At 66.4% G+C, this 22705-nt stretch carries 20 protein-coding genes and 1 pseudogene; 10 read left to right on the top strand and 11 right to left on the bottom strand.

The genetic code is table 11. From position 1 onward, the window contains the following. Positions 1-8 precede the first annotated feature (8 nt). Complete coding sequence (locus G6N59_RS20405; protein WP_138228659.1) at positions 9-800, bottom strand: SDR family oxidoreductase; 792 nt, start codon at positions 798-800, stop codon at positions 9-11. Between the two features lie 209 nt (positions 801-1009). On the opposite strand from G6N59_RS20405, the gene G6N59_RS20410 reads away from it, so the two are divergent. Together G6N59_RS20410 and G6N59_RS31630 are read left to right on the top strand one after the other, a co-directional pair. Then, on the top strand, positions 1010-1546 hold the full coding sequence (locus G6N59_RS20410; protein WP_234884063.1) for a hypothetical protein: 537 nt from the start codon (positions 1010-1012) through the stop codon (positions 1544-1546). Positions 1547-2016: 470 nt separating this feature from the next. Beyond that, positions 2017-3786, top strand: coding sequence for a PGRS repeat-containing protein (locus G6N59_RS31630; RefSeq protein ID WP_268815772.1), 1770 nt, complete (start codon positions 2017-2019; stop codon positions 3784-3786). Positions 3787-3798: 12 nt separating this feature from the next. Here G6N59_RS31630 and G6N59_RS20420 read toward each other — a convergent pair whose 3' ends face one another. Together G6N59_RS20420 and ku are read right to left on the bottom strand one after the other, a co-directional pair. Then, positions 3799-5478 carry a glycosyltransferase gene (locus G6N59_RS20420; RefSeq protein WP_234884064.1) on the bottom strand — a complete coding sequence of 560 codons (1680 nt, stop codon included), beginning with the start codon at positions 5476-5478 and terminating at the stop codon, positions 3799-3801. A 163-nt stretch (positions 5479-5641) separates the two neighbouring features. Continuing rightward, positions 5642-6433 (bottom strand): annotated as a pseudogene (ku, locus tag G6N59_RS20425) (non-homologous end joining protein Ku); the annotation flags it as partial. A 46-nt stretch (positions 6434-6479) separates the two neighbouring features. Here ku and G6N59_RS20430 point away from each other — a divergent pair. Then, entirely contained in the window at positions 6480-8726 is a 2247-nt protein-coding gene (locus tag G6N59_RS20430; protein ID WP_138228662.1) for an ATP-dependent DNA ligase, read from the top strand. Here the strand turns inward: G6N59_RS20430 and rnhA are convergent. From rnhA to G6N59_RS20445, 3 genes are read right to left on the bottom strand one after another with little or no spacing between them, the layout of a single operon-like run. After that, positions 8713-9189, bottom strand: a complete 477-nt coding sequence (gene rnhA / locus G6N59_RS20435) for a ribonuclease HI (RefSeq protein WP_138228663.1) — start codon at positions 9187-9189, stop codon at positions 8713-8715. The two genes, G6N59_RS20430 and rnhA, sit on opposite strands and share 14 nt — an antisense overlap. After that, the gene (locus tag G6N59_RS20440; RefSeq protein ID WP_138228664.1) at positions 9186-9818 is read right to left on the bottom strand and encodes a VOC family protein; all 633 of its coding nucleotides are present in this window, start codon (positions 9816-9818) and stop codon (positions 9186-9188) included. Before G6N59_RS20440 ends, rnhA begins: the two co-directional genes overlap by 4 nt. Next, positions 9815-10393, bottom strand: coding sequence for a TetR/AcrR family transcriptional regulator (locus tag G6N59_RS20445; RefSeq protein ID WP_138228665.1), 579 nt, complete (start codon positions 10391-10393; stop codon positions 9815-9817). Before G6N59_RS20445 ends, G6N59_RS20440 begins: the two co-directional genes overlap by 4 nt. A 92-nt stretch (positions 10394-10485) precedes the next feature. Here G6N59_RS20445 and G6N59_RS20450 point away from each other — a divergent pair, with 92 nt between their 5' ends. Together G6N59_RS20450 and G6N59_RS20455 are read left to right on the top strand one after the other, a co-directional pair. Further along, the gene (locus G6N59_RS20450; RefSeq protein WP_138228666.1) at positions 10486-11646 is read left to right on the top strand and encodes an acyl-CoA dehydrogenase family protein; all 1161 of its coding nucleotides are present in this window, start codon (positions 10486-10488) and stop codon (positions 11644-11646) included. 43 nt (positions 11647-11689) lie between these two features. Then, positions 11690-12058 (top strand): DUF5709 domain-containing protein, encoded by a 369-nt coding sequence (locus G6N59_RS20455; protein ID WP_138228667.1) that lies wholly within the window; start codon positions 11690-11692, stop codon positions 12056-12058. Positions 12059-12079: 21 nt separating this feature from the next. Here the strand turns inward: G6N59_RS20455 and G6N59_RS20460 are convergent, their stop codons facing one another. Next, entirely contained in the window at positions 12080-12955 is an 876-nt protein-coding gene (locus tag G6N59_RS20460) for an LLM class flavin-dependent oxidoreductase (RefSeq protein WP_138228668.1), read from the bottom strand. 70 nt (positions 12956-13025) lie between these two features. On the opposite strand from G6N59_RS20460, the gene G6N59_RS20465 reads away from it, so the two are divergent. Then, positions 13026-14237: an MFS transporter gene (locus tag G6N59_RS20465; RefSeq protein WP_138228669.1), complete on the top strand. Its 1212-nt coding sequence runs from the start codon at positions 13026-13028 to the stop codon at positions 14235-14237. Here the strand turns inward: G6N59_RS20465 and G6N59_RS20470 are convergent. Further along, on the bottom strand, positions 14192-15388 hold the full coding sequence (locus G6N59_RS20470; RefSeq protein WP_138228670.1) for a diiron oxygenase: 1197 nt from the start codon (positions 15386-15388) through the stop codon (positions 14192-14194). The two genes, G6N59_RS20465 and G6N59_RS20470, sit on opposite strands and share 46 nt — an antisense overlap. 141 nt (positions 15389-15529) lie before the next feature. On the opposite strand from G6N59_RS20470, the gene cobF reads away from it, so the two are divergent. After that, on the top strand, positions 15530-16276 hold the full coding sequence (gene cobF / locus G6N59_RS20475) for a precorrin-6A synthase (deacetylating) (protein ID WP_138228671.1): 747 nt from the start codon (positions 15530-15532) through the stop codon (positions 16274-16276). Beyond that, positions 16273-16668 (top strand): phage holin family protein, encoded by a 396-nt coding sequence (locus tag G6N59_RS20480; protein ID WP_138228672.1) that lies wholly within the window; start codon positions 16273-16275, stop codon positions 16666-16668. The genes cobF and G6N59_RS20480 overlap by 4 nt, the downstream gene beginning before the upstream one ends. A 50-nt stretch (positions 16669-16718) precedes the next feature. On the opposite strand, the gene G6N59_RS20485 is transcribed toward G6N59_RS20480, so the two are convergent. Next, positions 16719-18503, bottom strand: coding sequence for an FUSC family protein (locus G6N59_RS20485; protein ID WP_138228673.1), 1785 nt, complete (start codon positions 18501-18503; stop codon positions 16719-16721). Positions 18504-18543: 40 nt separating this feature from the next. Between G6N59_RS20485 and G6N59_RS20490 the strand changes: the two genes are divergently transcribed. Then, positions 18544-19407 carry an Fpg/Nei family DNA glycosylase gene (locus tag G6N59_RS20490; RefSeq protein WP_138228674.1) on the top strand — a complete coding sequence of 288 codons (864 nt, stop codon included), beginning with the start codon at positions 18544-18546 and terminating at the stop codon, positions 19405-19407. Position 19408: 1 nt separating this feature from the next. On the opposite strand, the gene G6N59_RS20495 is transcribed toward G6N59_RS20490, so the two are convergent. Further along, complete coding sequence (locus G6N59_RS20495) at positions 19409-19954, bottom strand: chorismate mutase (RefSeq protein WP_138228675.1); 546 nt, start codon at positions 19952-19954, stop codon at positions 19409-19411. 60 nt (positions 19955-20014) lie between these two features. Between G6N59_RS20495 and G6N59_RS20500 the strand changes: the two genes are divergently transcribed. Continuing rightward, a complete protein-coding gene (locus G6N59_RS20500) occupies positions 20015-20764 on the top strand; it encodes an SDR family oxidoreductase (protein WP_138228676.1) in 750 nt (249 codons plus the stop codon). Positions 20765-20823: 59 nt separating this feature from the next. Here the strand turns inward: G6N59_RS20500 and pgi are convergent, their stop codons facing one another. Next, entirely contained in the window at positions 20824-22488 is a 1665-nt protein-coding gene (gene pgi, locus G6N59_RS20505) for a glucose-6-phosphate isomerase (protein WP_138228677.1), read from the bottom strand. Between the last annotated feature and the right edge of the window lie 217 nt (positions 22489-22705).

The following is a 22705-nucleotide window of genomic DNA, read 5'->3' on the forward strand; positions in this document are numbered from 1 at the left end:
CGCGCTCCTCACAGGTCCGGGATGGGCAGGTCGAGGTTGGGAAACGTGAGGCCGCCGTCGACCTCCAGCACCTTGCCGGTGACGTAGGCGCCGGCCGGTGAGGCCAGGTACAGCGCGGCGGCAGCGATGTCCTCCGGGTCGCCGAGGCGACGCAGCGGGGTGGCCTTCTCCATGGGGTCACGCAGCGCGTCGTTGGAGGCGACGATGTCCAGCGCCGAGGTGAGGATCGAACCGGGCGCGATGCCGTTGACCCGGATCTTCGGGCACAGGTCCATGGCGGCCAGCTTGGTGTAGTGCGCCAACGCGGCCTTGGCGGTGCCGTACGCGGCGAAGCCACGGCCCGCCAACCGGCCGACGGCCGAGGTGATGTTGATGACGCTGCCGCCGCCGGCATGCTCCAGCATCAGCGGGACCGCAGCCTGGGTCAGCGCGTGTGCGGTGACGACGTTGAAGGTGAACGCGTCTTTGAGATCCTGCGGTGAGGTGTACATGAGCGGGGCGGGCATGGTGCCGCCGACGTTGTTGACGACGACATCTAGTCTGCCGAACGCCTCGACCGCCGCCGCGGCGAGCTTGGCGGTCTCGTCCGGGTGGGCGAGGTCGGCGGCGATGACGTGGGCCCGTCGGCCGGCCTGCTCGACTTGTTTCGCCACGTCCTGCAACTGCGACTCGGTGCGGGAGGCAATCACCACGTCAGCACCCGCTTCGGCGAACGCGACGGCAATGGCCGCGCCGAGGCCACGGCCCGCGCCGGTCACTACGGCTACCTGGTTGTCGAGTCGGAATCTGTCCAGAATCACGTGTGCCTCACTCGCTTCGTGTTGGTTGTTGTTAGGCACGTTAACAAGATCGGCGCGCTCCGGGAACAGATTTCTAGAACACGTTCTAAGTGGGGATGATGATTCTGGAACCTGGCGAAGCCACCAGGGCTCTGCGTGTTTGCTTACGATTCGGCCGAGGTTTGCCCAACTGCCAATACTCCGGTGTCTGCTGCTCTAATATCGCGCGCATGTCGGAGGACGCGGAGGGTTCGGTTCCGGGGCAATCAGCCGTCTCGCGGCATGCGGTCGCGGTCGATGTTCAGCCCAAATGGATTGCGCCCCTGTCGCTCGCTGTGGCGGCGATTGCCCTCGGGGTAGCGGTCTGGGCGTTGGTGGCACCGCCGCGGCACGAATCGCCGGCCGTGCCCGCGCCGTCCGGGCAACAGGTCGCTGATGCCAAGGCTCGCGCCTGCACGGCGTTCGCTACGGTGCGCGCGGCGGTTTCTCTGCAGACCCACACAGAGCTCGGGCCCGAACCGGTTGCCGTCGAGGCGGTGACCGCCGTTTCCCGGCTGGCAATGAGTAGTGGCGCCACATATCTGCTCGCGCATCTCGACCCGGCCACGCCGGCTGAGCTGGCGTCCGCGGTTCGCGAATTTGCCAACGACTTACAGGACATCTCGATGTACGGACAAGCGGGAGTCGGGGCGAGCGATCCTGCGCAGGGTGGCCGGCTCAAGTCGGGTGACGCCCTCAGCAAGAAAATTGCCGATCTCTGCAAGTGAGCCATGCCGAGGCGGATTGGCGCCGTCTTGGTCCAGGGTTTAACTGGCGGCCTCGGGTTGCAACAATTATCGCCGGCGGAATATTAAGCGAATTCCCGGAGTTTTTGCATTCAAGATCGATTCGAACTTGTACGCAAGTTTCGCAAGTTGCGCATGAACACAATTACGCAAAGTAATATTATTCGCACGTGAATATCCGATTCTGTGCAACTCACCGTAATTGACGGTGAAATAGCAAACATGGTGTACCACATGCGATTACGCGAAATATTCGCTAGTTCTTTTCGGCGTGTGGCGAACGTGGTAATTTTCCTTCAACCGTGCGGCGCGCCGGCGAAAACACTTTGAATCCGAAGGAGGATTCGATCGTGTCCAAGCAACGCAAATCCAAGCCTTCAAAGTCTCGGAAACCGGCTACCTATCTCGCGACCGGCGCATTAGGAGTTGCCGCCGCGAGTGCCGGTATTGCGATGGCGATTCCGCCGGGCGTGATGAGCGCTCTCGCCGCGCCGCCTCCGGTGCGAGCGGTGGCGTTGACTGACTTCAGTTTCCCCCTGGCGCCGTTGACTCCCGACCCCAACAATCCGTGGTGGTGGCTGACGGATCTATTCGGTGGCGGCGTCGCCCCCGGAGGCGGCGGCGCGAAACCGTTGCTCTTGCCGGTCATGCCCACAACACCGGACCCCCTGGACAGCCCGTGCGGTCTGATCTGCAACGGCGCTGCGGGCACTGCCGCACACCCGAACGGTCAGGCGGGCGGCATCTTGGGCGGCAGCGGTGGCGCCGGCTGGGACAGCACGGTTGCCGGTGAGAACGGTGGCGACGGCGGTGCCGCGGGCATTCTGTTTGGTGACGGTGGCAAGGGCGGCAACGGCGCAGACGGCACCGCCACCATCGCCGGCAGTAATGGCGGCAGCGGCGGAAACATGGGCTTGCTCGGTCTGTTCGGCAGCGGCGGTCGAGGTGGAAACGGCGGTGCCGGCGGCTTCGGCGCCACCGGCGTCGCGGGCGGCGCAGGTGCGGACGGCACCGCAGGCACCGATGGCGCGACGGGGGCGTCCGGAACGCCCGGTATCGCCGGCAAGACCGGAGCGTTCGGTGCATCGGGCACCGCGGGCACGGCAGGCACGGCAGGTGCTGAAGGAGCAACGGGCTCGAACGGCAGTGACTTTGCCCTGGTCGGTTTGCCGGGCGGTACGGGCGGCGCCGGCGATGCCGGTAGCGCCGGCGGCGCGGGTACTGCCGGTGGCACCGGCGGTACGGGCGGCAATGGTACTGACGGCGGGCCGGGCGGTCCTGGTGGAACCGGCACTCCCGGCGGTGCCGGCGGTGGCGGTGGCGCGGGCGGAACAGGCCTGCAGGGCACGGCCGCCGGAGCTGGCGGCAAGGGTGGCAGTGCCGGACTGCTGACGCTGTTCGGCAGTGGCGGACAAGGTGGTGACGGCGGCATTGGTGGCACGGGTGGTACCGGTGGCACCGGCGGATCTGGTGGCAACGGTGGCACCGGCGGTAGCGGCGGCGCCGGTGGTACTGGCGGATCCGGTGGGACCGGCGGTGCTGGTGGAACCGGTGGCACGGGTGGAACCGGTGGCACGGGTGGAACCGGTGGCACGGGTGGAACCGGTGGGGACGGCGGTAACGGCATCTCGGTGATATTCCCGCTCCCTGACGTGATCACTGGTGGCCCCGGTGGAACTGGTGGGACCGGTGGCACCGGTGGCACTGGTGGTACTGGTGGAACCGGTGGAACTGGTGGTGCCGGCGGCGCTGGTGGCGGCGCGGGCGTTGGTGGTGCTGGCGGCAACGCCGGCGCAGGCGGTGGCGGCGGCTCGGGCGGCTCCGGCGGCATTGGTGGTACCGGCGGAACGGGTGGCGCCGCGGGTGCAGGCGGTGGTGGCGGACTGTTGGGCGGCTTGGGCTTTGGCTCGTCCGGCACGTCCGGCAGTGCGGGCTCCACGGGGGCCACTGGCACCAGCGGTGCGACAGGCGCCAGCGGCTCGACTGGCAGCAGCGGCACGGCTGGAAAGACCGGCGCAACGGGCACCGTGGGCTCCACTGGGGCGGGCGGCTCTGCCGGGCACACGGGTTCGGTTGGCGGTACTGGTGGCGCTGGTAGCGCTGGTAGCGCGGGCACTCCCGGCCACGTCACCTTCGGCGACGTCGGCGGCTCCGGTGCCGGTGGAGCCGGTGGAGCTGGTGGCGCCGGCGGTGCCGGTGGAAAGGGCGGTACTGGCGGATAGACCGCGTGGATTTCAGCCGCCCTTGATGCAGAAAACCTCATCAAGGGCGGCTGTTCGCGGTCCGTCGGCCGGAGCGGCATCTAGTCGGGTCAGATCGATCATCGCCGGACCGTGGGCCGCGCTGTCGGTGATGACGTAGTGGGCGGAATTTGCGTTACCGCGCAGCGTGTCTCGTGGCGGACACACGCCGAGAGCGCCTTGGGCGTCGCCGAAGTTGACTCCTACCTGGACGACCGACTGTTCGGCTGCCAGCGTTGCGCGCAGCCTGCTGATCAGGGCTTCGGGCGCGAAGAAGAGCCAGCCCTGGCCGAGGTGCAACCAGTACTTACCCTGGACGTGATCACGGATCGCGGTCAGTTCAGCCAGTGGCTCGTTCGACGGTGTGTACGAAATAGGTTCGAGGAAGGGGTACCTGGACAACAGGCCGGCACGGTCACGGTCGTGGATGCCCGTGTCCAGCAGGAGGAACCGGCCGACCAGGCTCAGGTCGCTGCAACAATTCAGGAATGAGTTGAGTGCATGTTCGGTCGCTTGGACGCTTGGCCCGGCGATCAGGCTGACCGTCACCTCAGCGCTGTGCTGATGGGCATTGATGTTGTGCGCCAATGTGTTCGGGTAGATTTTGGCTGCATCGAGCATCGGAGCCGCAGACAGGTCGCGGTTCGTGGCGATCCGACGGCGGTCCTCATCTGAGATGTCGGTGCGCTTCAACAACCGGCGGCACAGCGCAAATGCCTCGTCGTGTCGACCGAGCCACGATGCGCATATCGCCTGCTCATCCAACGCCCGCCAGTGGTAGACGGACTCGTCGACGAACAGAATATCCGCTGCCGGCAAGGGAATTGCGGCGGCATGCTCGGCGAACAAGTAGCCGAGCGCATACCGGCCATCGGTCCGGTACTTGACGGCAATGGCATGCAGCGGCTCCGCGCGGGTCGGCCGGAACTCCCAGGCTCGCAGATAGGCGTCCTGCACGTCTGGCCACGGTTCGTCCATTCGGGTCATCGACCTGGCGACCTGCCATAGCGCGTAGTACGTTTCCTCATCCCATCCGCCCATCTCGGCGCGCCGGGCTGCCCACTTTCGCGCATTAGTGAAATCGCCTAGGTTGAAATAACTTTCGGACAGATAGAAGACTGATCGCGGGTTATCGGGGTCGCGCTGCAGATCAGCCAGCAGCAGGTCGCGGTCGCGCGCGTACTTCTGCGGATCGTTGTTGCGGGCGCCGAGGCGACGGGATTCGACGAAGTAGTCGCCTTCGATTCGCGACTCGGTGAATGGCTCCGAGCAGTCTGCGTATTCGTGCACCACGCCGACGTATCGCCAGGGCATGCCGCTCCGGAACAACTGTCGGCGCCAGTAGATCAGACCGTCGTTGATCCGCATCGCATAGACGTCCGCCGTCAGCCCGGTGAAGTCGAGCCGGCCCCTGACGGTGTCGTCGGCATCCATGACCCAGATGTAGTCGGAGCGGCTCTGTGCCAATTCCAACGCTTCGGAACGATTCTCGCCGAAATTGCGCCACGGCCGGTCATACAGCCGGCCCGGTATGCCCAGACTGGCCATGTGGTGACGAATCACATCCTGGGTGCCGTCCTCGGAGCCGGTGTCCACGATCGCCCAACAACTGATGTACGGGGCCACCGCGTCCAGCACTTCCGTGACGATGTGTGCCTCGTTGCGCACGATCATGTTGAGGCAGATTGTCGGATTGGCCGCAATGCGATCCGTCTCGTGCGTCAATTCCGCTGCCGCCGTGGCAGTCTCGCTTCGATCCCCGGCTGGAATCTGCACAGGATCCGTATACCCCATCCGGGGCCGCGCTGCTGGACTTCGGGCGAATCGCGCCCGGTCAGCCCTTCCGCGCCTTGACGCTCGCCTCCAACTTGGCCAGCAGATCGGAGACGTCCTCGGTCGCGTCGAGCTCGGTCGCCGCTTCCTCCGTGGTGAATGCCTCGCCGCCCGCGATCTTCGCCTCGATCAGTTCTTCCATCTGCTCGCGGTAAGTGTCGTGGAACTGCTCAGGATGGAAGTCCTCGGTCATCGAGTCCACCACCTGGCCGGCCATCTTCAGTTCGGCCTTCTTGATCTCGACTTCCTTGTCCAGCACCGGGAAATCGGGGTCGCGAATCTCGTCGGGCCACAACAGCGTGTGGACGATCATCACGTTGCGCTTGCCGAAATCCTTCACCCGCAATGCCGCGAGCCGCGTCTTGTTGCGGAGCGAGAAGTGCACGATCGCCACTCGGTCGGTCTGGGCCAGGGTTTGAGCGAGCAACACGTACGACTTGGACGACTTCGAGTCGGGCTCCAGAAAGTAGCTCCGGTCGTACATCAGCGGATCGATCTGTTCCGCCGGGACGAATTCGATTACCTCGATCTCGCGACTTCGCTCCTCGGGCAGGGTCGCGATGTCATCGTCGGTGATGATGACGGTCTGGCCGTCCTCGGATTCGAAAGACTTGGCGATGTCCCGGAACTCGACGACCTCGCCGCAGACCTCGCACACCCGCTTGTATCGGATGCGGCCATTGTCCTTGGCATGCACCTGATGAAACTTGATGTCGTGATCCTCGGTCGCGCTGTACACCTTGACCGGCACATTGACCAGACCGAAGGCTACTGACCCCTTCCAGATGGACCGCATACCTCAGTATGGCCCATGATCGCGTTCGAGCTTGGATACTCGAGGTGTGGAGCAATTCGGACGGGTGCGGCTGACCAACCCGGACAAGGTGCTCTACCCGTCGACGGGCACGACCAAGGCCGACGTCTTCGACTATTACCTCGCCGTCGCCGACGCGATGCTGCCGCACATCGCGGGCCGTCCGGTCACCCGCAAACGGTGGCCCAATGGTGTTGCGCAGCAGCCATTCTTCGAGAAGCAGCTGGCGTCGTCGGCGCCGGAGTGGCTCGAACGCGGCGCCATCACGCATCGCAGCGGGACCACCGTCTACCCGATCATCGACACTCCGGAGGGGCTGGCCTGGATCGCCCAGCAAGCGTCCTTGGAAGTGCATGTGCCGCAATGGCGCTTTGTCGGGGCGGGTGGGCGAAGCGGGGCGGGCGATGTCCTGGCTCCGGGACCCGCCACGCGCATCGTGTTCGACCTCGATCCCGGCGAGGGCATCACCATGGCCCAGCTGTGCGGGGTGGCCCGCGCGGTGCGCGAACTCATCGCCGGCATGGACCTGGAGGCGTATCCGGTGACCAGCGGCAGCAAGGGTGTGCACCTCTATGTGCCGCTGGCCTCGCCCGTCAGCTCGCGCGGTGCGTCGGCCGTCGCCAAACGTGTTGCCCAACAACTCGAATCATCCATGGGTGGGCTGGTCACCGCGACCATGACCCGCAGCCTGCGGGCCGGCAAGGTGTTCCTGGACTGGAGTCAGAACTCCTCGGCCAAGACGACGGTGGCACCGTATTCGTTGCGCGGTCGCGACGAGCCGACCGTCGCGGCGCCGCGCACCTGGGACGAACTCGACGATCCGGAGTTGCGGCAGCTGCGGTTCGACGAGGTGCTGGCCCGCTTGGCCCGTGACGGTGATCTGCTCGCCGCCATGGATGCCGATGCGCCGGTCGCCGACCGGCTCACCACCTACCGCAGCATGCGGGACCCGGGCCGGACACCGGAGCCCGTGCCGGCGGCCCAGCCCGCGTCGGGCCAGAACAATCGGTTCGTCATTCAAGAACATCACGCCCGCCGGCTGCACTACGACTTCCGGCTGGAACGCGACGGCGTGCTGGTCAGTTGGGCTGTGCCGAAGAACCTTCCGGACACCTCGACCGTCAACCACCTGGCGGTGCATACCGAAGACCATCCGCTGGAATACGCCACCTTCGAAGGCGATATCCCCAAGGGCGAATACGGCGGTGGGCACGTCTCGATCTGGGACTCGGGCACCTACGACACCGAAAAGTTCCGGGACTCAGGCTCTGGCGGTGAGGTGATCGTCAACCTCCACGGCAACCGGGTCTCCGGACGGTACGTGCTCATCCAGACCGACGGTAAGAACTGGCTGGTGCGCCGGATGAAAGAGCAGCGGCTGCAACCGATGCTGGCGACCCACGGATCGGTGCGTCGACTGTCTTCGGACCAGTGGGCCTTCGAGGGTAAGTGGGACGGCTACCGGCTCCTCGTAGAGGCCGACCACGGCCGGATCCGGCTCACCTCGCGCAGCGGTCGCGATATCACGGGGGAGTTCCCGCAATTGCAGTCGTTGGCAGCCGATCTCGCCGATCACCACGTGATCCTGGACGGTGAGGTGGTGGCATTGCAGGATGGCGTACCGAGTTTCCAGGCCATGCAGAACCGCGGTCCCCGCAGTCACATCGAATTCTGGTGTTTCGACATCCTGTCCCTCGACGGACGTGACCTGACTCGCGCAAAGTACCGAGATCGGCGAAAGCTGTTGGAAGCGCTGGCCTCCGATGGTGCGCTGACGGTACCGCCGCTGCTGCCCGCCGAAGATCCCCTGGAGGTTGCGAGTGGCCGCGGCTTCGAAGGAGTGGTCGCCAAGAAATGGGATTCCGGATATCGGCCTGGCCGGTCGGAGGCGTGGGTCAAGGACAAGTTCTGGCGCACACAGGAAGTGGTGATCGGCGGCTGGCGCGCCGGGGAAGGCGGCCGCACCAGTGGCATCGGGGCACTGCTGGTCGGCGTGCCCGACGAGCACGGTCTGCAGTTCGCCGGGCGCGTCGGCACCGGGTTCACCGACAAGATGCTGGGCGACCTGCGGGCGATGCTGGCACCGCTGGAAATCATCGAATCACCTTTTACCGCACCGCTTTCCGCATTGGATGCCAAAGGCGTGACGTATGTCCGACCCGAGGTGGTGGGGGAGGTGCGCTACAGCGAGCGGACCTCGGATGGCCGGTTGCGGCAGCCCAGCTGGCGTGGGCTGCGTCCGGACAAGACACCGGCGGAGGTCACGTGGGAGTGAACGCGAGAGCGACAGCCTCTTCCAGCCCGCGGGTCGCCAGCTGGTCGGCCAACTCGTTGTCGGCGACGCCCGCGTGCCCTTTCACCCAGAACCACTCGACCTCGTGCCGGGCGCACGCGGCTTGCAGCCGCTTCCAGAGGTCTACGTTCTTCACTGGCTGCTTCGACGCCGTCATCCAGCCATTGCGTTCCCAGCCGTGCACCCACTTGGTGATGCCGTTGCGGACGTAGGTGCTGTCGGTGTGCAGGTGCACCACGACGGGCCGCGTCAATGCTTCGAGCGCCATGATGGGCGCCGTGAGCTCCATGCGGTTGTTGCTGGTCTCGTCAGGCTCGCCGCCGCACATTTCCCGCACGTGATGACGCATGCGCAGCACCGCGCCCCAGCCGCCGGGACCGGGGTTGGGGCGGCAGCCGCCGTCGGTGTGGATGACCACGATGTCATCGGTGGCGGAGTCGCTCATGGGCTGAGAATAGGGGCCGAGATCATCGCCGTGCGGACCGACATCCCGAATTCTTGATGTCGCAGCGTGGTGATCCGGCGTCCGGGTTGCACCGCAGGCTTCACCGGTGCGGTGCGGTCGCCGAAGAACGCGGCCGTGGCGTCGATGTCGCGCGCGATGTATGTCAGGCCCCAGAGCGTGGACGGACCGTCACCCTTGGTGTCGGGCGAGCCGACGACTTCGAGGATCACCTCGCCCAGCCGGAAGAAGATCTGCCGCATCGGACGGCCGCCGAGTTGCCCGTCGCGCTCGCGGCGCGGGTGGACGCCGACCGCCGCGAGGGCCGCGACGGTCCGGCTGAGGTCAGGTGACAGCAGCACGACATGGTCGACCGAGAGGGCGCCGTTCGCGTGCTCCGCCGGGGCTGGGGCAGCGGCATCTGATCGGGTGGTGGGGATGCCGTCGAGGGGCTGGTCGGACGGCAGGCCGCGCAGCGACCACCTGGCGATGCCGGTGCCGTGGTCGCGTCCGACCAACCGGATCCGAACGCCGCCGATTCGGCACACATCATCGGGATCAACGGTGAAACCCGCGGCAGTCCAGGACTCTGCCGTGTCGGCGACCTCGAACTCGTCGATGCTGACCGTCATTGCCCGGCCTCGTCGACGCTCACCCGCAGCCGCGGTGGCCTGGTATCCGGCGCTACTCGCTGCCACACCGCGTCGACCATGGGTGCCAACAGTAGTTCGCCCATCTGCCGCGCCAAGACGGCGACGACCTGGATGTTCTCGCGGCGGGTGGTCGAGGCACGACCCGTCTTGCGGGCCGCCCGAACCTCGCGCTGCGTGAGGTCGACGATCACGTCGACCAGGTGGCTGTCGGCGACATTGGGCTGCAGGAGCGCCCGGCGCACGTAGTCGACCACCGCCGGATTGGCGCGCAGCATGTCCCGAACGGCGTCGTCGCGCACTGCCGTCGAGGCGTCTTCGGGCACCTCGGCCAGGGCGCCCGCGAAGTAGTCGACCACCAACTGATCGACGGCGTTCCGCAGGCCGGCCTTGGTCTTGAAGTGGTGCTGCACCAGGCCCACCGCGACGCCGGCCTCGGCGGCGATGGCGCGCAGGGAGATTCGGTCTTCGCCGTGTGTGGCGTAGAGATCCAGGGCGGTGTTGCGAATGCGCGCCTTGGCCGTCAGATCGTCGCCGGTTGCCCGCGGATCAACCATCAGACCTCCCATCGGCAACCAGTTCAATGTACTGTACACATGAACAGGACGCTATACATTTGTATAGCGCGGCGATTTAGCGAGGTGGACCAATGTCAGAGCTCTTCCCGACCTACCGGGCCAGCTGGGAGACCGATCAGCACCGCGAGTTGCGTCAGCATGCCGCGGCATTCCTCGCCAAGGAGGCCACGCCCAACCAGGAGCGGTGGGCCAAGAATCACCAGGTCGACCGCGAGTTCTGGAACAAGCTCGGTGACGCCGGCCTGCTGGGCCTGGACCTGCCGGAGGAATACGGCGGCGCGGGCGGCGACTTTGGTCTGTCCGCGATCGTGGCCGAAGAGTTTGCGCTGGCCCATGATTCGGCGTCGGGCTGGACCGTGCACTCGCCGATCGTGGCGCACTACCTCAACACCTACGCCAATGCGGAGCAGAAGGCCCGCTGGATGCCCAAGATCATCAGCGGTGAGGCCGTGCTGGCCATCGCGATGACCGAACCCGGCACCGGGTCCGACCTGCAGGCAGTCCGCACCACGGCCGTCCGCGACGGCGACCACTACGTCATCAACGGGTCGAAGACGTTCATCTCCAACGGAACCCACTGCGACATGGTCGTCATCGTCGCGAAGACCGACCCCAGCAAGGGCGCGGCGGGTGTCTCGCTGATCGTGGCCGAGGTCAACGACCTGCCGGGTTTCGAGCGTGGTCGCGTCCTGGAGAAGGTGGGCCAGCACGGCCAGGACACTCGCGAACTGTTCTTCACCGACATGCGGGTGCCGGTCGCCAACCTGCTCGGTGAGCAGGAGGGGCTGGGCTTCTACCAGCTCATGGAGCAACTGGCCCGCGAGCGGCTGATCATCGGCTCGGTGTGCGCCGGCATGGCCGAGGCCGCCGTACTCGAGGCCATCAAGTACACCAAGCAACGCGAAGCCTTCGGTAAGCCGCTGATCCAGTTCCAGCACAACCGATTCCAGCTCGCCGAGCTCAAGGCCGAGGTGCTGTCGATCAAGACCACGGTGGACTACTGCATCCAGGAACTGATCGACGGGAAGAATGATCCGGCGATGGCGTCCATGGGCAAGCTGATCGCCGCTGACAAGGGCGTCGCCGTCGTCGACCGCTGCGTGCAGTTCTTCGGTGGGTACGGCTACATGATGGAGTACCCGATCGGCCGGGCCTACGCCGCGGCGCGCGTCAACAAGATCTACGGCGGCACAAGTGAAATCATGAAAGAGATCATCAGCCGCTCGCTGTAACTCCCTGCTCGCGGGACTCGGCGATCCGTGGCAAGGTAGTGACATGAGCGGCTCAGGTGAGTACAGCGCCGACGACGACGACGATCAGCTGACTCAGGAAGACATGCTGATCGACCGTGGCGTCGATGACCTGTTGGACGAGGGGTATGCGCCGCCGGATGCGTGGCGTGAACCCCGGGATCACGAGACGCTCGATGAACTCCTGGCCGAGGAAGAGCCGGACCCGGCGATGCAACTGGACCCGGTGGTGCCAGGTCCCGACGAGCAGTGGGGCGACGACGAGGTCGGTGACCGGCGATCCGGTCGGCTCGTGGCCGGTGAGCAGGACGGCGAGCTGCTCGCCGGGGACGTCGGCATCGCGGGGAGCGCGGCCTCCGCTGAGGAGGCCGCAGTCCACATCATCGACGAGTAGTGCCTGCGCTCGCGCGGAACACTAGACCTTGGCGATGACGTTCTCCGCGAACATCTCCAGGTGCTTGATCTTCTCGTCGAGCGGCTGGGTGTCCTCGCCCATGATGTAGGGCACCCGGAAGCCGACGATCACGTCGGTGACGCCCTTGTCCTCGAGGCGCTTCACGCCGTCGACGGTGAAGCCGTCGATCGAGATGACGTGAATCTGGAACTCGTCGCAGAGCCCGATGCGCTCTTCGGTCTCGCGGTACTGCGCAAGCTTCTTGAGCAGCGGGTCGAGATCGGCGGGGTCGCCGCCGCCGTGCATCCAGCCGTCATTGCGGGCGGCGCGCTTGAGCGCGGCGTCGGCGTGGCCGCCGACCAGGATGGGCACCGGCTTGGTCGGCGCCGGCGTCATCTTGGTCTTGGGGATGTCGTAGAACTCGCCGTGGTACTCGAAGTAGTCACCCGAAGTCAGGCCGCGGACGACGTCGATGCACTCGTCCATGCGCTTGCCGCGGCGGGCGAACGGCACGCCCATGACCTCGTAATCCTCGGGCCACGGGCTGGTGCCGACGCCCAGGCCCAACCGGTTGTCGAACATCGCGGCCAAGGAGCCCGCCTGCTTGGCCACCAGGGCCGGCGGCCGGATGGGCAGCTTCAGCACGAAGATGTTGAAGTGCAGCTTGGTCGTGACGGCCGACAGGGCGCCGATCAGCGCGAACGACTCGATGAACGACTTGCCGTCCAGAAACTCGCGGTTCCCGTCTTCGGTATAGGGGTATTTCGAATCCGAGACCGCCGGGTACGCGATGCTGTCCGGAATGGTCATCGCGTGGTATCCGGCCTCGTCAGCGGCTTTCGCCAACGGGATGTAGTACTTCGGATCGGTCATGGCTTCCGCATAGGTGAACCGCATGCGGACCATAGTAGAACGTGTTCTAGTTTTGTGTCTCGCGAAATGCAGATCTGTTCGGCATCATGACCGGATGCGACTCCGACGCGTCGGCCCGCACCGCAGGCTGTGGCTGACCCGCAACGTCCGGGTCCTTTCGGCGGTGTCATTTCTGCAGGACACCGCGAGCGAACTGCTTTATCCCTTGCTGCCGATCTACCTGACGGCAGTCCTCGGGGCGCCGCCGGCGATTGTGGGCGTTGTCGAGGGTGTAGCGGAAGGCGCCGCGTCGCTGACCAAACTTGCCGCGGGTCCGCTCGGTGACCGCTTTGCCCGGCGGCCCATGATCGCCACCGGCTACGGCCTGGCAGCGCTCGGCAAAGTCATGGTCGCGGCATTCGGCGCCTGGCAGGGCGTGCTCGCCGGACGTGTGGTGGACCGGCTTGGCAAGGGGTTGCGCGGGGCGCCCCGTGATGCGCTGCTGGTCGTCGGCATCGATGACGCCGCGCGCGGGCGGGTGTTCGGATTCCACCGAGCCATGGACACATTGGGCGCCGTCGTCGGTCCGTTACTGGGCCTTGCCGGCTACGAACTGCTGGACCACCGGATCCCGCCATTGTTGTGGGTGGCAGTGGTACCGGCCGTGCTCAGCGTGGCGTTGGTGTACCTCGTGCGGGAACCACCACGGGTCACTGCGCCCACTCAGGCGCCGATGTTCGCGCGGGTACGCGACCTGCCGCGGCGCTACTGGCGGGTCGCGGGAGCGCTGGTGATCTTCAGTCTGGTGAACTTCCCCGACGCGCTGCTGCTGTTGCGGCTCAACGAGATCGGCTTCTCCGTTGTCGAGGTCATCCTGGCGTATGTCACCTACAACGCGGTGTATGCGCTTTCGAGTTATCCGGCCGGGCACTTGGCCGACCGCATGCCGCGCCCGGCCGTGTTTGGCATCGGCCTGACGTTTTTCGCGGTCGGTTACCTCGGCCTGGGTCTGACCGAGAACACGGTCGCGGCATGGTTCTTGATCGGCGTCTACGGATTGTTCACGGGCTGCACCGACGGAGTCGGCAAGGCGTGGGTATCTTCGCTGGTCGGCGCCGACGTCCAGGCCAGCGCCCAAGGGGTGTTCCAGGGCGCCAGCGGTTTCGCGGTCCTCATCGCCGGGTTGTGGGCCGGTCTGGCGTGGGGCGCCGATGGCACGGTGCCGCTGCTGATCTCGGGCGGTGTCGGCGCGATGTTCGCGGTCGGGATGCTGGCGGCAGGTTACGTCAGCGGGAACGGCGGCAAACCGGCGCCGCTGACGGCATAGCCACCCTGCTGGCTGCGCTCGGTGACCCGCGCTGTCGCGGAGCGATCGCCGATCGCCACGGTGACGGGGCCGCGAGGCAGCTCCTCGAGGGACTCGAAAACCGTTCCACGCCAGTGGTATTGGCCGTCAATCGGGTCGAGGTGCCCGGCCAGGCGGACGCGGACCTCGCGGCCGTCGATGGTGGCCGGTCCGTCGTACAGGTCTTCGGGGTCCGCGACATCCGCGCGGGCCGCCGGAGCGATTCGGCCGCCCGGCAGGAATCCGCTGCGTCGCCACAACCGGCGCGCGATGGGGCCGAGGAGCCCGACTTCCTCCAGGAACGAAGCCAGCGGGGCGAAGCCGGCGATCTGCGTCTCGATCCGGTGCGGGGACGTCCGCGCCATCCGCCGAGCGGCCCGCGCGTCGAGGCCGACGCGGCGGTACTGCACCTTGTTGGTGAACAGGAATCGGAAGAACAAGCCGCCGACACCGTTGAGGTTGCCCACCCAGAAGCGCTTCGGCCAGGACATCTCCGGCGCGCGCTTGCGCAGCCCGTCGCGGGCGAACTGGATGTGACGGGCCTCTTCGGTGACGTGAATCCGCATGAGCCGCTGCACCATTGGCTGCAGCTCCGGGTCGTCCATCATCTGGCGCTGCAGCGAGTCGAAGATCTCCTCACCGATGAGAGCGGCGACCCAGAGCAGCGAGCCCTGGAAGGCGAACGGCAGCATGTTGATGATCAAGCGTTGGTACAGCTTCGGCCGCACCGGGTCGGCGCCGACCTTCTCGATGGCCTTGCCGAACATCACCATGTGGCGGGTCTCGTCGCCGAGTTCGGTCAGTTCGTAGTGGGTGGCGCTCGCGGTCGGGTCCTGATGCATCATCTTGCGCAGCAGAGCCTGGTTGAGGATGTTCTCGAACCAGATGCCCGCCGACAAGGTGTTCACCAGCTCCTGGCGCGACAGCTCGATCTGCTCGGCCCGGCTCATCGAGTCCCAGAGCGGGGTGCCGTACAGCGACACCACTTTCGGCGGCAGGAAGTACTTGTCGGGGTCGATCGGCGCATCCCAGTCGATGTCGACGATCGGCGCATAGGACTTGCGCACCGAGCCCTTGAGCAGGCGTTCCGCGAATTCCTCGCGCGTCGTCTGGCCCTTGACCGAAGCTGTCATCGTTGACATCCCTTCGAAAGTGTCCGTACTCCGAAGCTACGTCCGCACTCCGCGGTTAGTCAATACCCCGGGTACCGCATACCTGAGGTTCGCGTCCCGGCGTCAAAGGGTGCGGCGACGCGCCCGGATACCCTTCCGTGCATGCGCACTATCCACGTCATCGGTATCGGTGCCGGCGACCCGGACTACGTCACCGCCCAGGCCGTCACGGCGCTCAATGACACTCAGGTTTTCTTCGCCATGGACAAGGGCGATGCGAAAGACGATCTCGTCGCACTGCGCAGACTCATCTGCGAACGGTTCATCGAGAAGCCGGGCTACCGGTTCGTGACGCTGCCGGACCCCAAACGGGCCAAAGACGGTGACTATCAGGAGGCCGTGGCGGAATGGCACGCCGCGCGGGCCCGGTTGTGGGCCGAGGCCATCGAGACCGAGCTACCGGACGCCGCCACCGGATCTTTTCTTGCCTGGGGCGATCCGTCGCTCTACGACAGCACCCTGCGCATTCTGGACCGCGTCGCCGAACACGTCGAGTTCGAGTTCGACGTCATCCCCGGCATCACCGCCATCCAGGCGCTCACCGCCCGACATCGCATACCCCTCAACGACATTGGCGAGCCGGTGCTCATCACGACAGGCCGTCAGCTGCGTGAAAACGGGCTGGCCGGGGCCGCGGTCGTGATGCTCGACGGCGAGTGCTCGTTCCTGGAATGCCCACCGCAGACCCGCATTTGGTGGGGCGCCTACCTCGGCACCCCCGACGAGATGCTGATCGCCGGCACCGTCGGTGAGGTCGGAAACCGGATCACGCGCGAGCGCGCCGAAGCCCGGGCCCGGCACGGCTGGATCATGGATACATATCTGCTGCGGGCAGAATCGACGGTATGAAATCGTTGCTGCTGCGAGCCTGCGTGACCGGCCTGGCGTTGTGGTTGGTCACCCGCATGGTGCCGGGTATCCACTTCGTCTTCGTCGAGGGCAGTTCCCAATTGGAGCGGGTCGGCATCATCCTGGTCGTCGCGTTCATCTTCGGGCTGGTCAACGCCATCATCAAGCCGATTGTGCAGCTGTTCGCGATTCCGCTGTACATCCTCACGCTCGGTCTGATCCACATCGTGATCAACGCGTGGATGCTGTGGATCACCTCGTGGATCACCGAGCACACCACGCACTGGGGTCTGGCGATCGACCAGTTCTGGTTCACCGCGATCTGGGCGGCCGTTCTGCTGTCGGTGGTCGGCTGGGCGCTGGGCTTGGTGCAGCGCGCCATCGAGCGCTAGCGATTAGTGCACGTTTCTCCGCGCCCGCCGCGGAAAAACGTGCACAATCCCTAAGCGAGCGACGCCTGAATCGCACGTAACTCGGTGGCGCCGAAGGCTGGTTGCTCGGTGATGTCGCCTGCGGGCCGGCCGGTGCGGATCGCGTCGGCGAGGTCGCTGATCGTGGGGATCAGCCGCTCCGCGTCATCCTGCGTGACCGGGGAGCCGGACCGTTCGGTGGCCCATGCCGCGGCCAACGTCCGGTAGGCCAGTTGTTCGGTGGCGACGATGGCCGGCCAAAGCCGTTCTGCCGCAACCCGGCTCCGGGTAGATCCGCCGATGGCGGTGTCGTAGACGGGCAGCATGGCCATGGCGCGCAACTGCAGATCACGACGGTCGTTGCGGGCCGGCTCGGTGGTGACTGCCCCCGTGGCCAGATGGCTGACGACGACAGCAACGGCGTCCAGTGTCGCGGCGATTGCCTGTGCCGGGCGCGCCGCCGGATGTCCGCGCCGCGTGAACCAGAGGACCAGAAGTGCTACCGCGCAACCGATCACGGTGTCGATGCCGCGGGCGAGCAGCATGTCGAGCACGTTGGTGAGGTGGTGACCGCCCGAGGCGATGGTCAGCGCCGCGGGCGTGATGAAGATGACCGCGACGGTGTAGTTGCGCACCACGAACATCTCGATCAGGAACTGCAGCGTGCCGACGATCAAGGCCAGCCACGGCCCACCCGGCGCCGCGATCAAGATGCCACCCGCCACTACCAAGCCGAGCCAGGTGCCCAGCGTGCGCTCGATGCCGCGCTGCACAGTGCGTCGCCAATCGAAACCCTGGTGCAGCATCAGGACCGCCGCAGCCATCGCCCAGTACGCGTGGTCCATGTTCAGGCCGACGGTGACAGCACCGGCGATCGCGACGGCGACCGCGGTGCGCAGGGCCGCGGTCAGCGGGGGAGCTCCCGGCGCCACCGCCCGTCGCAGCAGGGTGCCGACCGATGGGCGTCCCAGCGGGATCAGGCCCTCGAAACTGCCGCCGATGTCGCCGGGCACCGAGCCCAGTTGCCGGGCCAGCGCGGCACCGTCGACGGACATCGGCCGGCCGCGGTCGGCAGCCGCCATGGCCTCGGCGAACAACACGTGCAACCGGCGGTTCGTCATCCGGAGTCGGTACAGGGTGTCGTCCGGTTTGGGCCGCATCGGCTGGAACGTCACCAGGGCGATCCAGGCTTCGTGCAGAAGCTGCGCGGCCCGGTGCCGGGCGTCGGGCGAAGCGGTTTCGATATAGGTGGCCACCGCTTCGGCGGCAGCCGCCACCGCGCCACGCTCCGGCCCACGCGGGCGGATAAGTGCACCGGCCATGTGGACCGCCCAGGAGAACGCACCGCCGGCAAGGACCAGCGCGCCCAGCCGCACCGGGCTGAGATGCTCGGTCGCGATGCCGACGGCCGCCGCGCAAGCCAGCACCGGCATGTACGCGCCGGGCGGTCCGACCGAGAGGGCCTGGCAGATCAGTACGGCGATCATCGCGATCACCGTGACGACGAGCACCCCGGACCATGGGGTCGCGGCCGCCCAGTCGCCGAGCGCGACGACCACCGCGAACGAGACGGCGATCGCTCCGAGATACATCGCGCGATTGAGGTAGGGGCGCCCGCTGCCGTAGAGGGAGGTGAAGCCACCAATGGTGGCGACCAACCCGGCGGACACATCTCCGGCGGCCCACCCGACGAGAATCGGCACCATCATGCAGACCGCGGCCCGCAGCGCGAACGGCCAGCGACGCGGTACGGCGTTCATGACGAGCATGCGTCGTAGCGGGTTCGTGGCCGGGGCGGGCGCCGAGCGGTCTGCCATGGGTACAGCATGCGGTACATCCAGTCGCTAGCCTGAACCCATGCCGGAACTCCCCGAGGTCGAGGCGCTCGCCGATCATCTGCGTCGTCATGCGGTTGGTCTGCCGGTGGGCCGCGTCGACGTCGCCGCCCTGTCCGTGCTCAAGACCTTCGACCCGCCGCCGACCGCGTTGTACGGCAATGAGGTGACGGGAGCGGGCCGCTGGGGCAAGTACCTGGGCCTGCAGGTCGGCGATCTGCATCTGATCACCCATCTCTCGCGAGCCGGGTGGCTGCGCTGGTCCGAGAAGCTGGCCGCTGCGCCGCTCAAGCCGGGTAAGGGCCCGATCGCATTGCGGGTGCATCTCGGAAAACCTGGTGAGGCACCAGGTTTCGATCTCACCGAGGCCGGCACGCAGAAGCGGTTGGCGGTGTGGCTGGTGACCGATCCGCTGGCGGTGCCGCAGATCGCCTCGCTGGGACCGGACGCCTTGTCACTCGGGCCGGCGGAGTTGGCCGCTGTGCTGGCCGGCAATACCGGGCGAATCAAGAACGTCATCACCGACCAGCGGGTGATCGCCGGGATCGGTAATGCCTACAGTGACGAAATCCTGCACGTGGCCAAGCTTTCGCCGTTCGCGACCGCAGGCAAGCTGACCACGGAACAGCTGGGGACCCTGCATGACGCGATGATCTCTGTGCTCAGCGATGCGGTGACCCGATCGGTCGGTCAGCAGGCGGCAACTCTCAAAGGTGAGAAGCGGTCTGGCCTGCGGGTCCATGCGCGCACTGGGCTACCGTGCCCCGTCTGTGGGGATACGGTGCGTGAGGTGTCCTTTGCGGACAAGTCCTTTCAGTACTGCCCGACGTGCCAGACCGGCGGCAAGATTCTGGCCGACCGGCGAATGTCCAAGCTGCTCAAGTGATTCAGCTGCAGTAGCCGCGGGTGGCTGCGGTCAGCGCCTCTTGGTAGAGGGGGTCGAGGTGCCTGCTCGCGGTGACCTGGGCGCGGGCCGTGCCGAGTGCGGCTGCGCAGCCCGGGCTCTGCAGAGTGCCCTGTTGCGCGGCAATCTCGGTGACCATGGTGCGATTGAAACCGTCTATCGCCGTGCGTGATTCGGAAAGGTCGGGCGCGGTCGCGGGGGCGGCGCCCGGGTCGAACTTCCACTGACTGAACCGCAGGTACTCGATGCCCTCGGTGGCGTGAATCTGGTCGGTGAAGACCTTTCGCACGAACACCGGGTCGGCGCCGGCGCTCTGGGCCTGCGAACCGACTGCGGCCAGCACCTGATCGACCCGCGCGGGATCCTCGATCGAGCCGCCGCTGATCCACTTGACCGCGGCTACCGGATCGGCGGTCTGCAGCCGCTGGGCCGCGGTGTCGACCAGGCGGAACAGCGGATTGTCGTCTGCGTGGGCGAGCGGCACCGACGTCATTCCCAACACGGCAACCAACAGTGCGGCGAGCTTCATACGTCGATCCTGCACCCTCCGACCTATCTTGACAGGTGTCGAGTTGGTTACGCTGCAGTCATGACTCGGCAGAAAATCCTCATCACCGGAGCGAGCTCGGGCCTGGGCGCCGGTATGGCCCGGCAGTTCGCCGCCAAAGGCCGTGATCTGGCGCTGTGCGCCCGTCGGCTGGACAATCTCGAAGAGCTGAAGGCGGAGCTGACGGCGCAGTACCCCGGTGTCACGGTGGCCATCGCCGCGCTGGACGTCAACGATCACGACCAGGTGCCCAAGGTTTTCGAGGAGCTGGCAGGCGAACTCGGCGGCATCGACTGCGTCATCGTCAACGCCGGCATCGGCAAGGGTTACCCGCTGGGCGGCGGGAAGCTATGGGCCAACAAGGCGACCATCGAGACGAATCTCGTTGCGGCGCTGGTGCAGATCGAGACCGCGCTGGAAATGTTCAAGGCCGCGGGCCGGGGCCACCTGGTCCTGGTGTCGTCGGTGCTCGGCAACGTCGGGGTGCCCGGGTACAAGGCCGCCTACGCCGCGAGCAAGGCCGGCGTCACCTCATTGGGCGAATCGCTGCGCGCCGAGTACGCTTCGGGCCCCATCAAGGTCACCGTGCTGGAACCCGGTTACATCGAGTCCGAGATGACCGCGAAGTCCAACTCCACCATGCTCATGGTCGACAACGAGACCGGCGTGAAGGCCATGGTCGACGCCATCGAGAAGGAGAAGGGCCGCGCCGTCGTCCCGGGCTGGCCGTGGTGGCCGCTGGTCGAGGTGATGAAGCTGATGCCGCCGCGCTTCACCAAGTACTTCGCCTAGCTCCTTGCGATTTGTGCACGATTTTCCGCGTCGGCCGCGGATTTTCGTGCACAAATCACTCAGGAAACGCGGCCGCGCTCGGTGCGGTAACGACGGACGAGGGCATCGGTCGAGCTGTCGGACTGCGCGGCGGGTGCGGCGTCGGACGTGATGACCGGCAGTAGCGCCTTGGCCTGTGTTTTACCGAGCTCGACGCCCCACTGATCGAACGAGTCGATGCCCCAGATGACGCCCTCGGTGAAGACCTGGTGCTCGTACAGCGCGATCAGCTGGCCGACCACGGACGGCGTCAGCTTGGTCGCCAGAATCGAAGTGGTGGGCCGGTTTCCGGGCATCACCTTGTGGGGGACGACGGCGGCCGGGGTGCCTTCGGCGGAGATCTCCTCGGCCGTCTTGCCGAACGCCAGCACCTGGGTCTGGGCGAAGAAGTTGCTCATCAGCAGGTCGTGCATGCTGCCGGTGCCATCGGCGGTGGGCAGGTCGTCGGTCGGCTCGCTGAACCCGATGAAGTCGGCCGGCACCAGCCGGGTGCCCTGGTGCAGCAGCTGGTAGAACGCATGCTGACCGTTGGTACCCGGTTCGCCCCAGAAGATTTCGCCGGTATCGGTGCTCACCGGGGTGCCGTCGGCGCGCACCGACTTGCCGTTGGACTCCATGGTCAGCTGCTGCAGGTAGGCGGCGAACCGGGCCAGGTCGTTGGAGTAGGGCAGCACCGCACGGGCTTGTGCGCCGAAGAAGTCCGAATACCACAGGCCGATGAGACCAAGCAGCACAGGCGCATTGGCTTCCAGCGGTGCGGTGCGGAAGTGCTCGTCGACCAAGTGGAAGCCGGCCAGGAATTCGCCGAACCGTTCCTTGCCGATGACGGCCATCACCGAGAGCCCGATGGCGCTGTCGACCGAGTACCGGCCACCGACCCAGTCCCAGAAGCCGAACATGTTGGCGGTGTCGATGCCGAACTCCGACACCAGCTTTGCATTGGTCGACACCGCGACGAAGTGCTTGGCGACGGCGTCATCACCCAGCGCGGCGACCAGCCAGCGCCGGGCGGCCGTGGCGTTGGTCAACGTCTCCAGCGTCGAGAACGTCTTCGACGCGACGATGAAGAGCGTTGTGGCAGGGTCGAGTCCGTCGAGTTTGGCGACCAGGTCCGCTGGATCGACGTTGGACACGAACCGGGCCCAGATGCCCGCGTCGGCGTAGTGGCGCAGCGCTTGGTCGACCATCACCGGCCCTAGATCGGAACCACCGATGCCGATGTTGACCACCGTCGTGATGCGTTGCCCGGTGGCGCCGGTCCATTCACCGCTGCGCAGCCGGTCGGTGAACGTTCCCATGTCGTCGAGCACGGAGTGCACGTCGGCGACCACGTCCTGACCGTCGACCACCAGCGACGCACCCCGGGGCAGCCGGAGCGCGGTGTGCAGCACCGCGCGGTCCTCGGAGGTGTTGATGTGCTGACCGGCGAACATGGCGTCGCGGCGTTCTTCCAGGCCGGCCGTCCGGGCCAGGTCGAGCAGCAGCGTCAGCGTCTCGCGGGTCACGCGGTGCTTGCTGTAGTCGATGTACAGGTCGCCGACGGTCAGCGTCAGCTCGCGGCCGCGCTCCGGGTCGTCGGCAAACAGCTCGCGCAGCGTGGTCGCCTCGACCGCGGCATGGTGCGCGGTGAGCGCCTGCCAGGCTGGGGTGGTCGCGATGTCGGCAGCGGGAGTGTGATCAGCCATGCCTCAAACCCTAGTGTGACGTAGGAAACGCCGCTGTACATGACGGGTGTATGGACATCGACGACCTGGCCACGAGTACCGCGCCCACCCCCTAACGCGAGCGTGCGTGTCTGCGTACGACACGCGGTGAATCGTGCGCAGAAACGTCACGCTCAGCGCCGTCGAGCGGCACGTTTGTGATTTCAGAGCCGGGCGTGTTGCGTGCTGACCCGCACGC

Source organism: Mycolicibacterium aubagnense (assembly GCF_010730955.1).
GTDB classification, from domain to species: Bacteria; Actinomycetota; Actinomycetes; order Mycobacteriales; family Mycobacteriaceae; genus Mycobacterium; species Mycobacterium aubagnense.

Excerpts from the sequence above, each read along its gene's own strand:
- G6N59_RS20410 (WP_234884063.1), top strand. The coding sequence starts at position 1,010 with ATGTCGGAGGACGCGGAGGGTTCGGTTCCGGGGCAATCAGCCGTCTCG.
- G6N59_RS31630 (WP_268815772.1), top strand. The coding sequence starts at position 2,017 with ATGGCGATTCCGCCGGGCGTGATGAGCGCTCTCGCCGCGCCGCCTCCG.
- G6N59_RS20420 (WP_234884064.1), bottom strand. The coding sequence starts at position 5,478 with ATGATCGTGCGCAACGAGGCACACATCGTCACGGAAGTGCTGGACGCG.
- rnhA (WP_138228663.1), bottom strand. The coding sequence starts at position 9,189 with ATGAGCGACTCCGCCACCGATGACATCGTGGTCATCCACACCGACGGC.
- G6N59_RS20440 (WP_138228664.1), bottom strand. The coding sequence starts at position 9,818 with ATGACGGTCAGCATCGACGAGTTCGAGGTCGCCGACACGGCAGAGTCC.
- G6N59_RS20445 (WP_138228665.1), bottom strand. The coding sequence starts at position 10,393 with ATGGTTGATCCGCGGGCAACCGGCGACGATCTGACGGCCAAGGCGCGC.
- G6N59_RS20450 (WP_138228666.1), top strand. The coding sequence starts at position 10,486 with ATGTCAGAGCTCTTCCCGACCTACCGGGCCAGCTGGGAGACCGATCAG.
- G6N59_RS20455 (WP_138228667.1), top strand. The coding sequence starts at position 11,690 with ATGAGCGGCTCAGGTGAGTACAGCGCCGACGACGACGACGATCAGCTG.
- G6N59_RS20460 (WP_138228668.1), bottom strand. The coding sequence starts at position 12,955 with ATGCGGTTCACCTATGCGGAAGCCATGACCGATCCGAAGTACTACATC.
- G6N59_RS20465 (WP_138228669.1), top strand. The coding sequence starts at position 13,026 with ATGCGACTCCGACGCGTCGGCCCGCACCGCAGGCTGTGGCTGACCCGC.
- G6N59_RS20470 (WP_138228670.1), bottom strand. The coding sequence starts at position 15,388 with ATGACAGCTTCGGTCAAGGGCCAGACGACGCGCGAGGAATTCGCGGAA.
- cobF (WP_138228671.1), top strand. The coding sequence starts at position 15,530 with ATGCGCACTATCCACGTCATCGGTATCGGTGCCGGCGACCCGGACTAC.
- G6N59_RS20480 (WP_138228672.1), top strand. The coding sequence starts at position 16,273 with ATGAAATCGTTGCTGCTGCGAGCCTGCGTGACCGGCCTGGCGTTGTGG.
- G6N59_RS20485 (WP_138228673.1), bottom strand. The coding sequence starts at position 18,503 with ATGGCAGACCGCTCGGCGCCCGCCCCGGCCACGAACCCGCTACGACGC.
- G6N59_RS20490 (WP_138228674.1), top strand. The coding sequence starts at position 18,544 with ATGCCGGAACTCCCCGAGGTCGAGGCGCTCGCCGATCATCTGCGTCGT.
- G6N59_RS20495 (WP_138228675.1), bottom strand. The coding sequence starts at position 19,954 with ATGAAGCTCGCCGCACTGTTGGTTGCCGTGTTGGGAATGACGTCGGTG.
- G6N59_RS20500 (WP_138228676.1), top strand. The coding sequence starts at position 20,015 with ATGACTCGGCAGAAAATCCTCATCACCGGAGCGAGCTCGGGCCTGGGC.
- pgi (WP_138228677.1), bottom strand. The coding sequence starts at position 22,488 with ATGGCTGATCACACTCCCGCTGCCGACATCGCGACCACCCCAGCCTGG.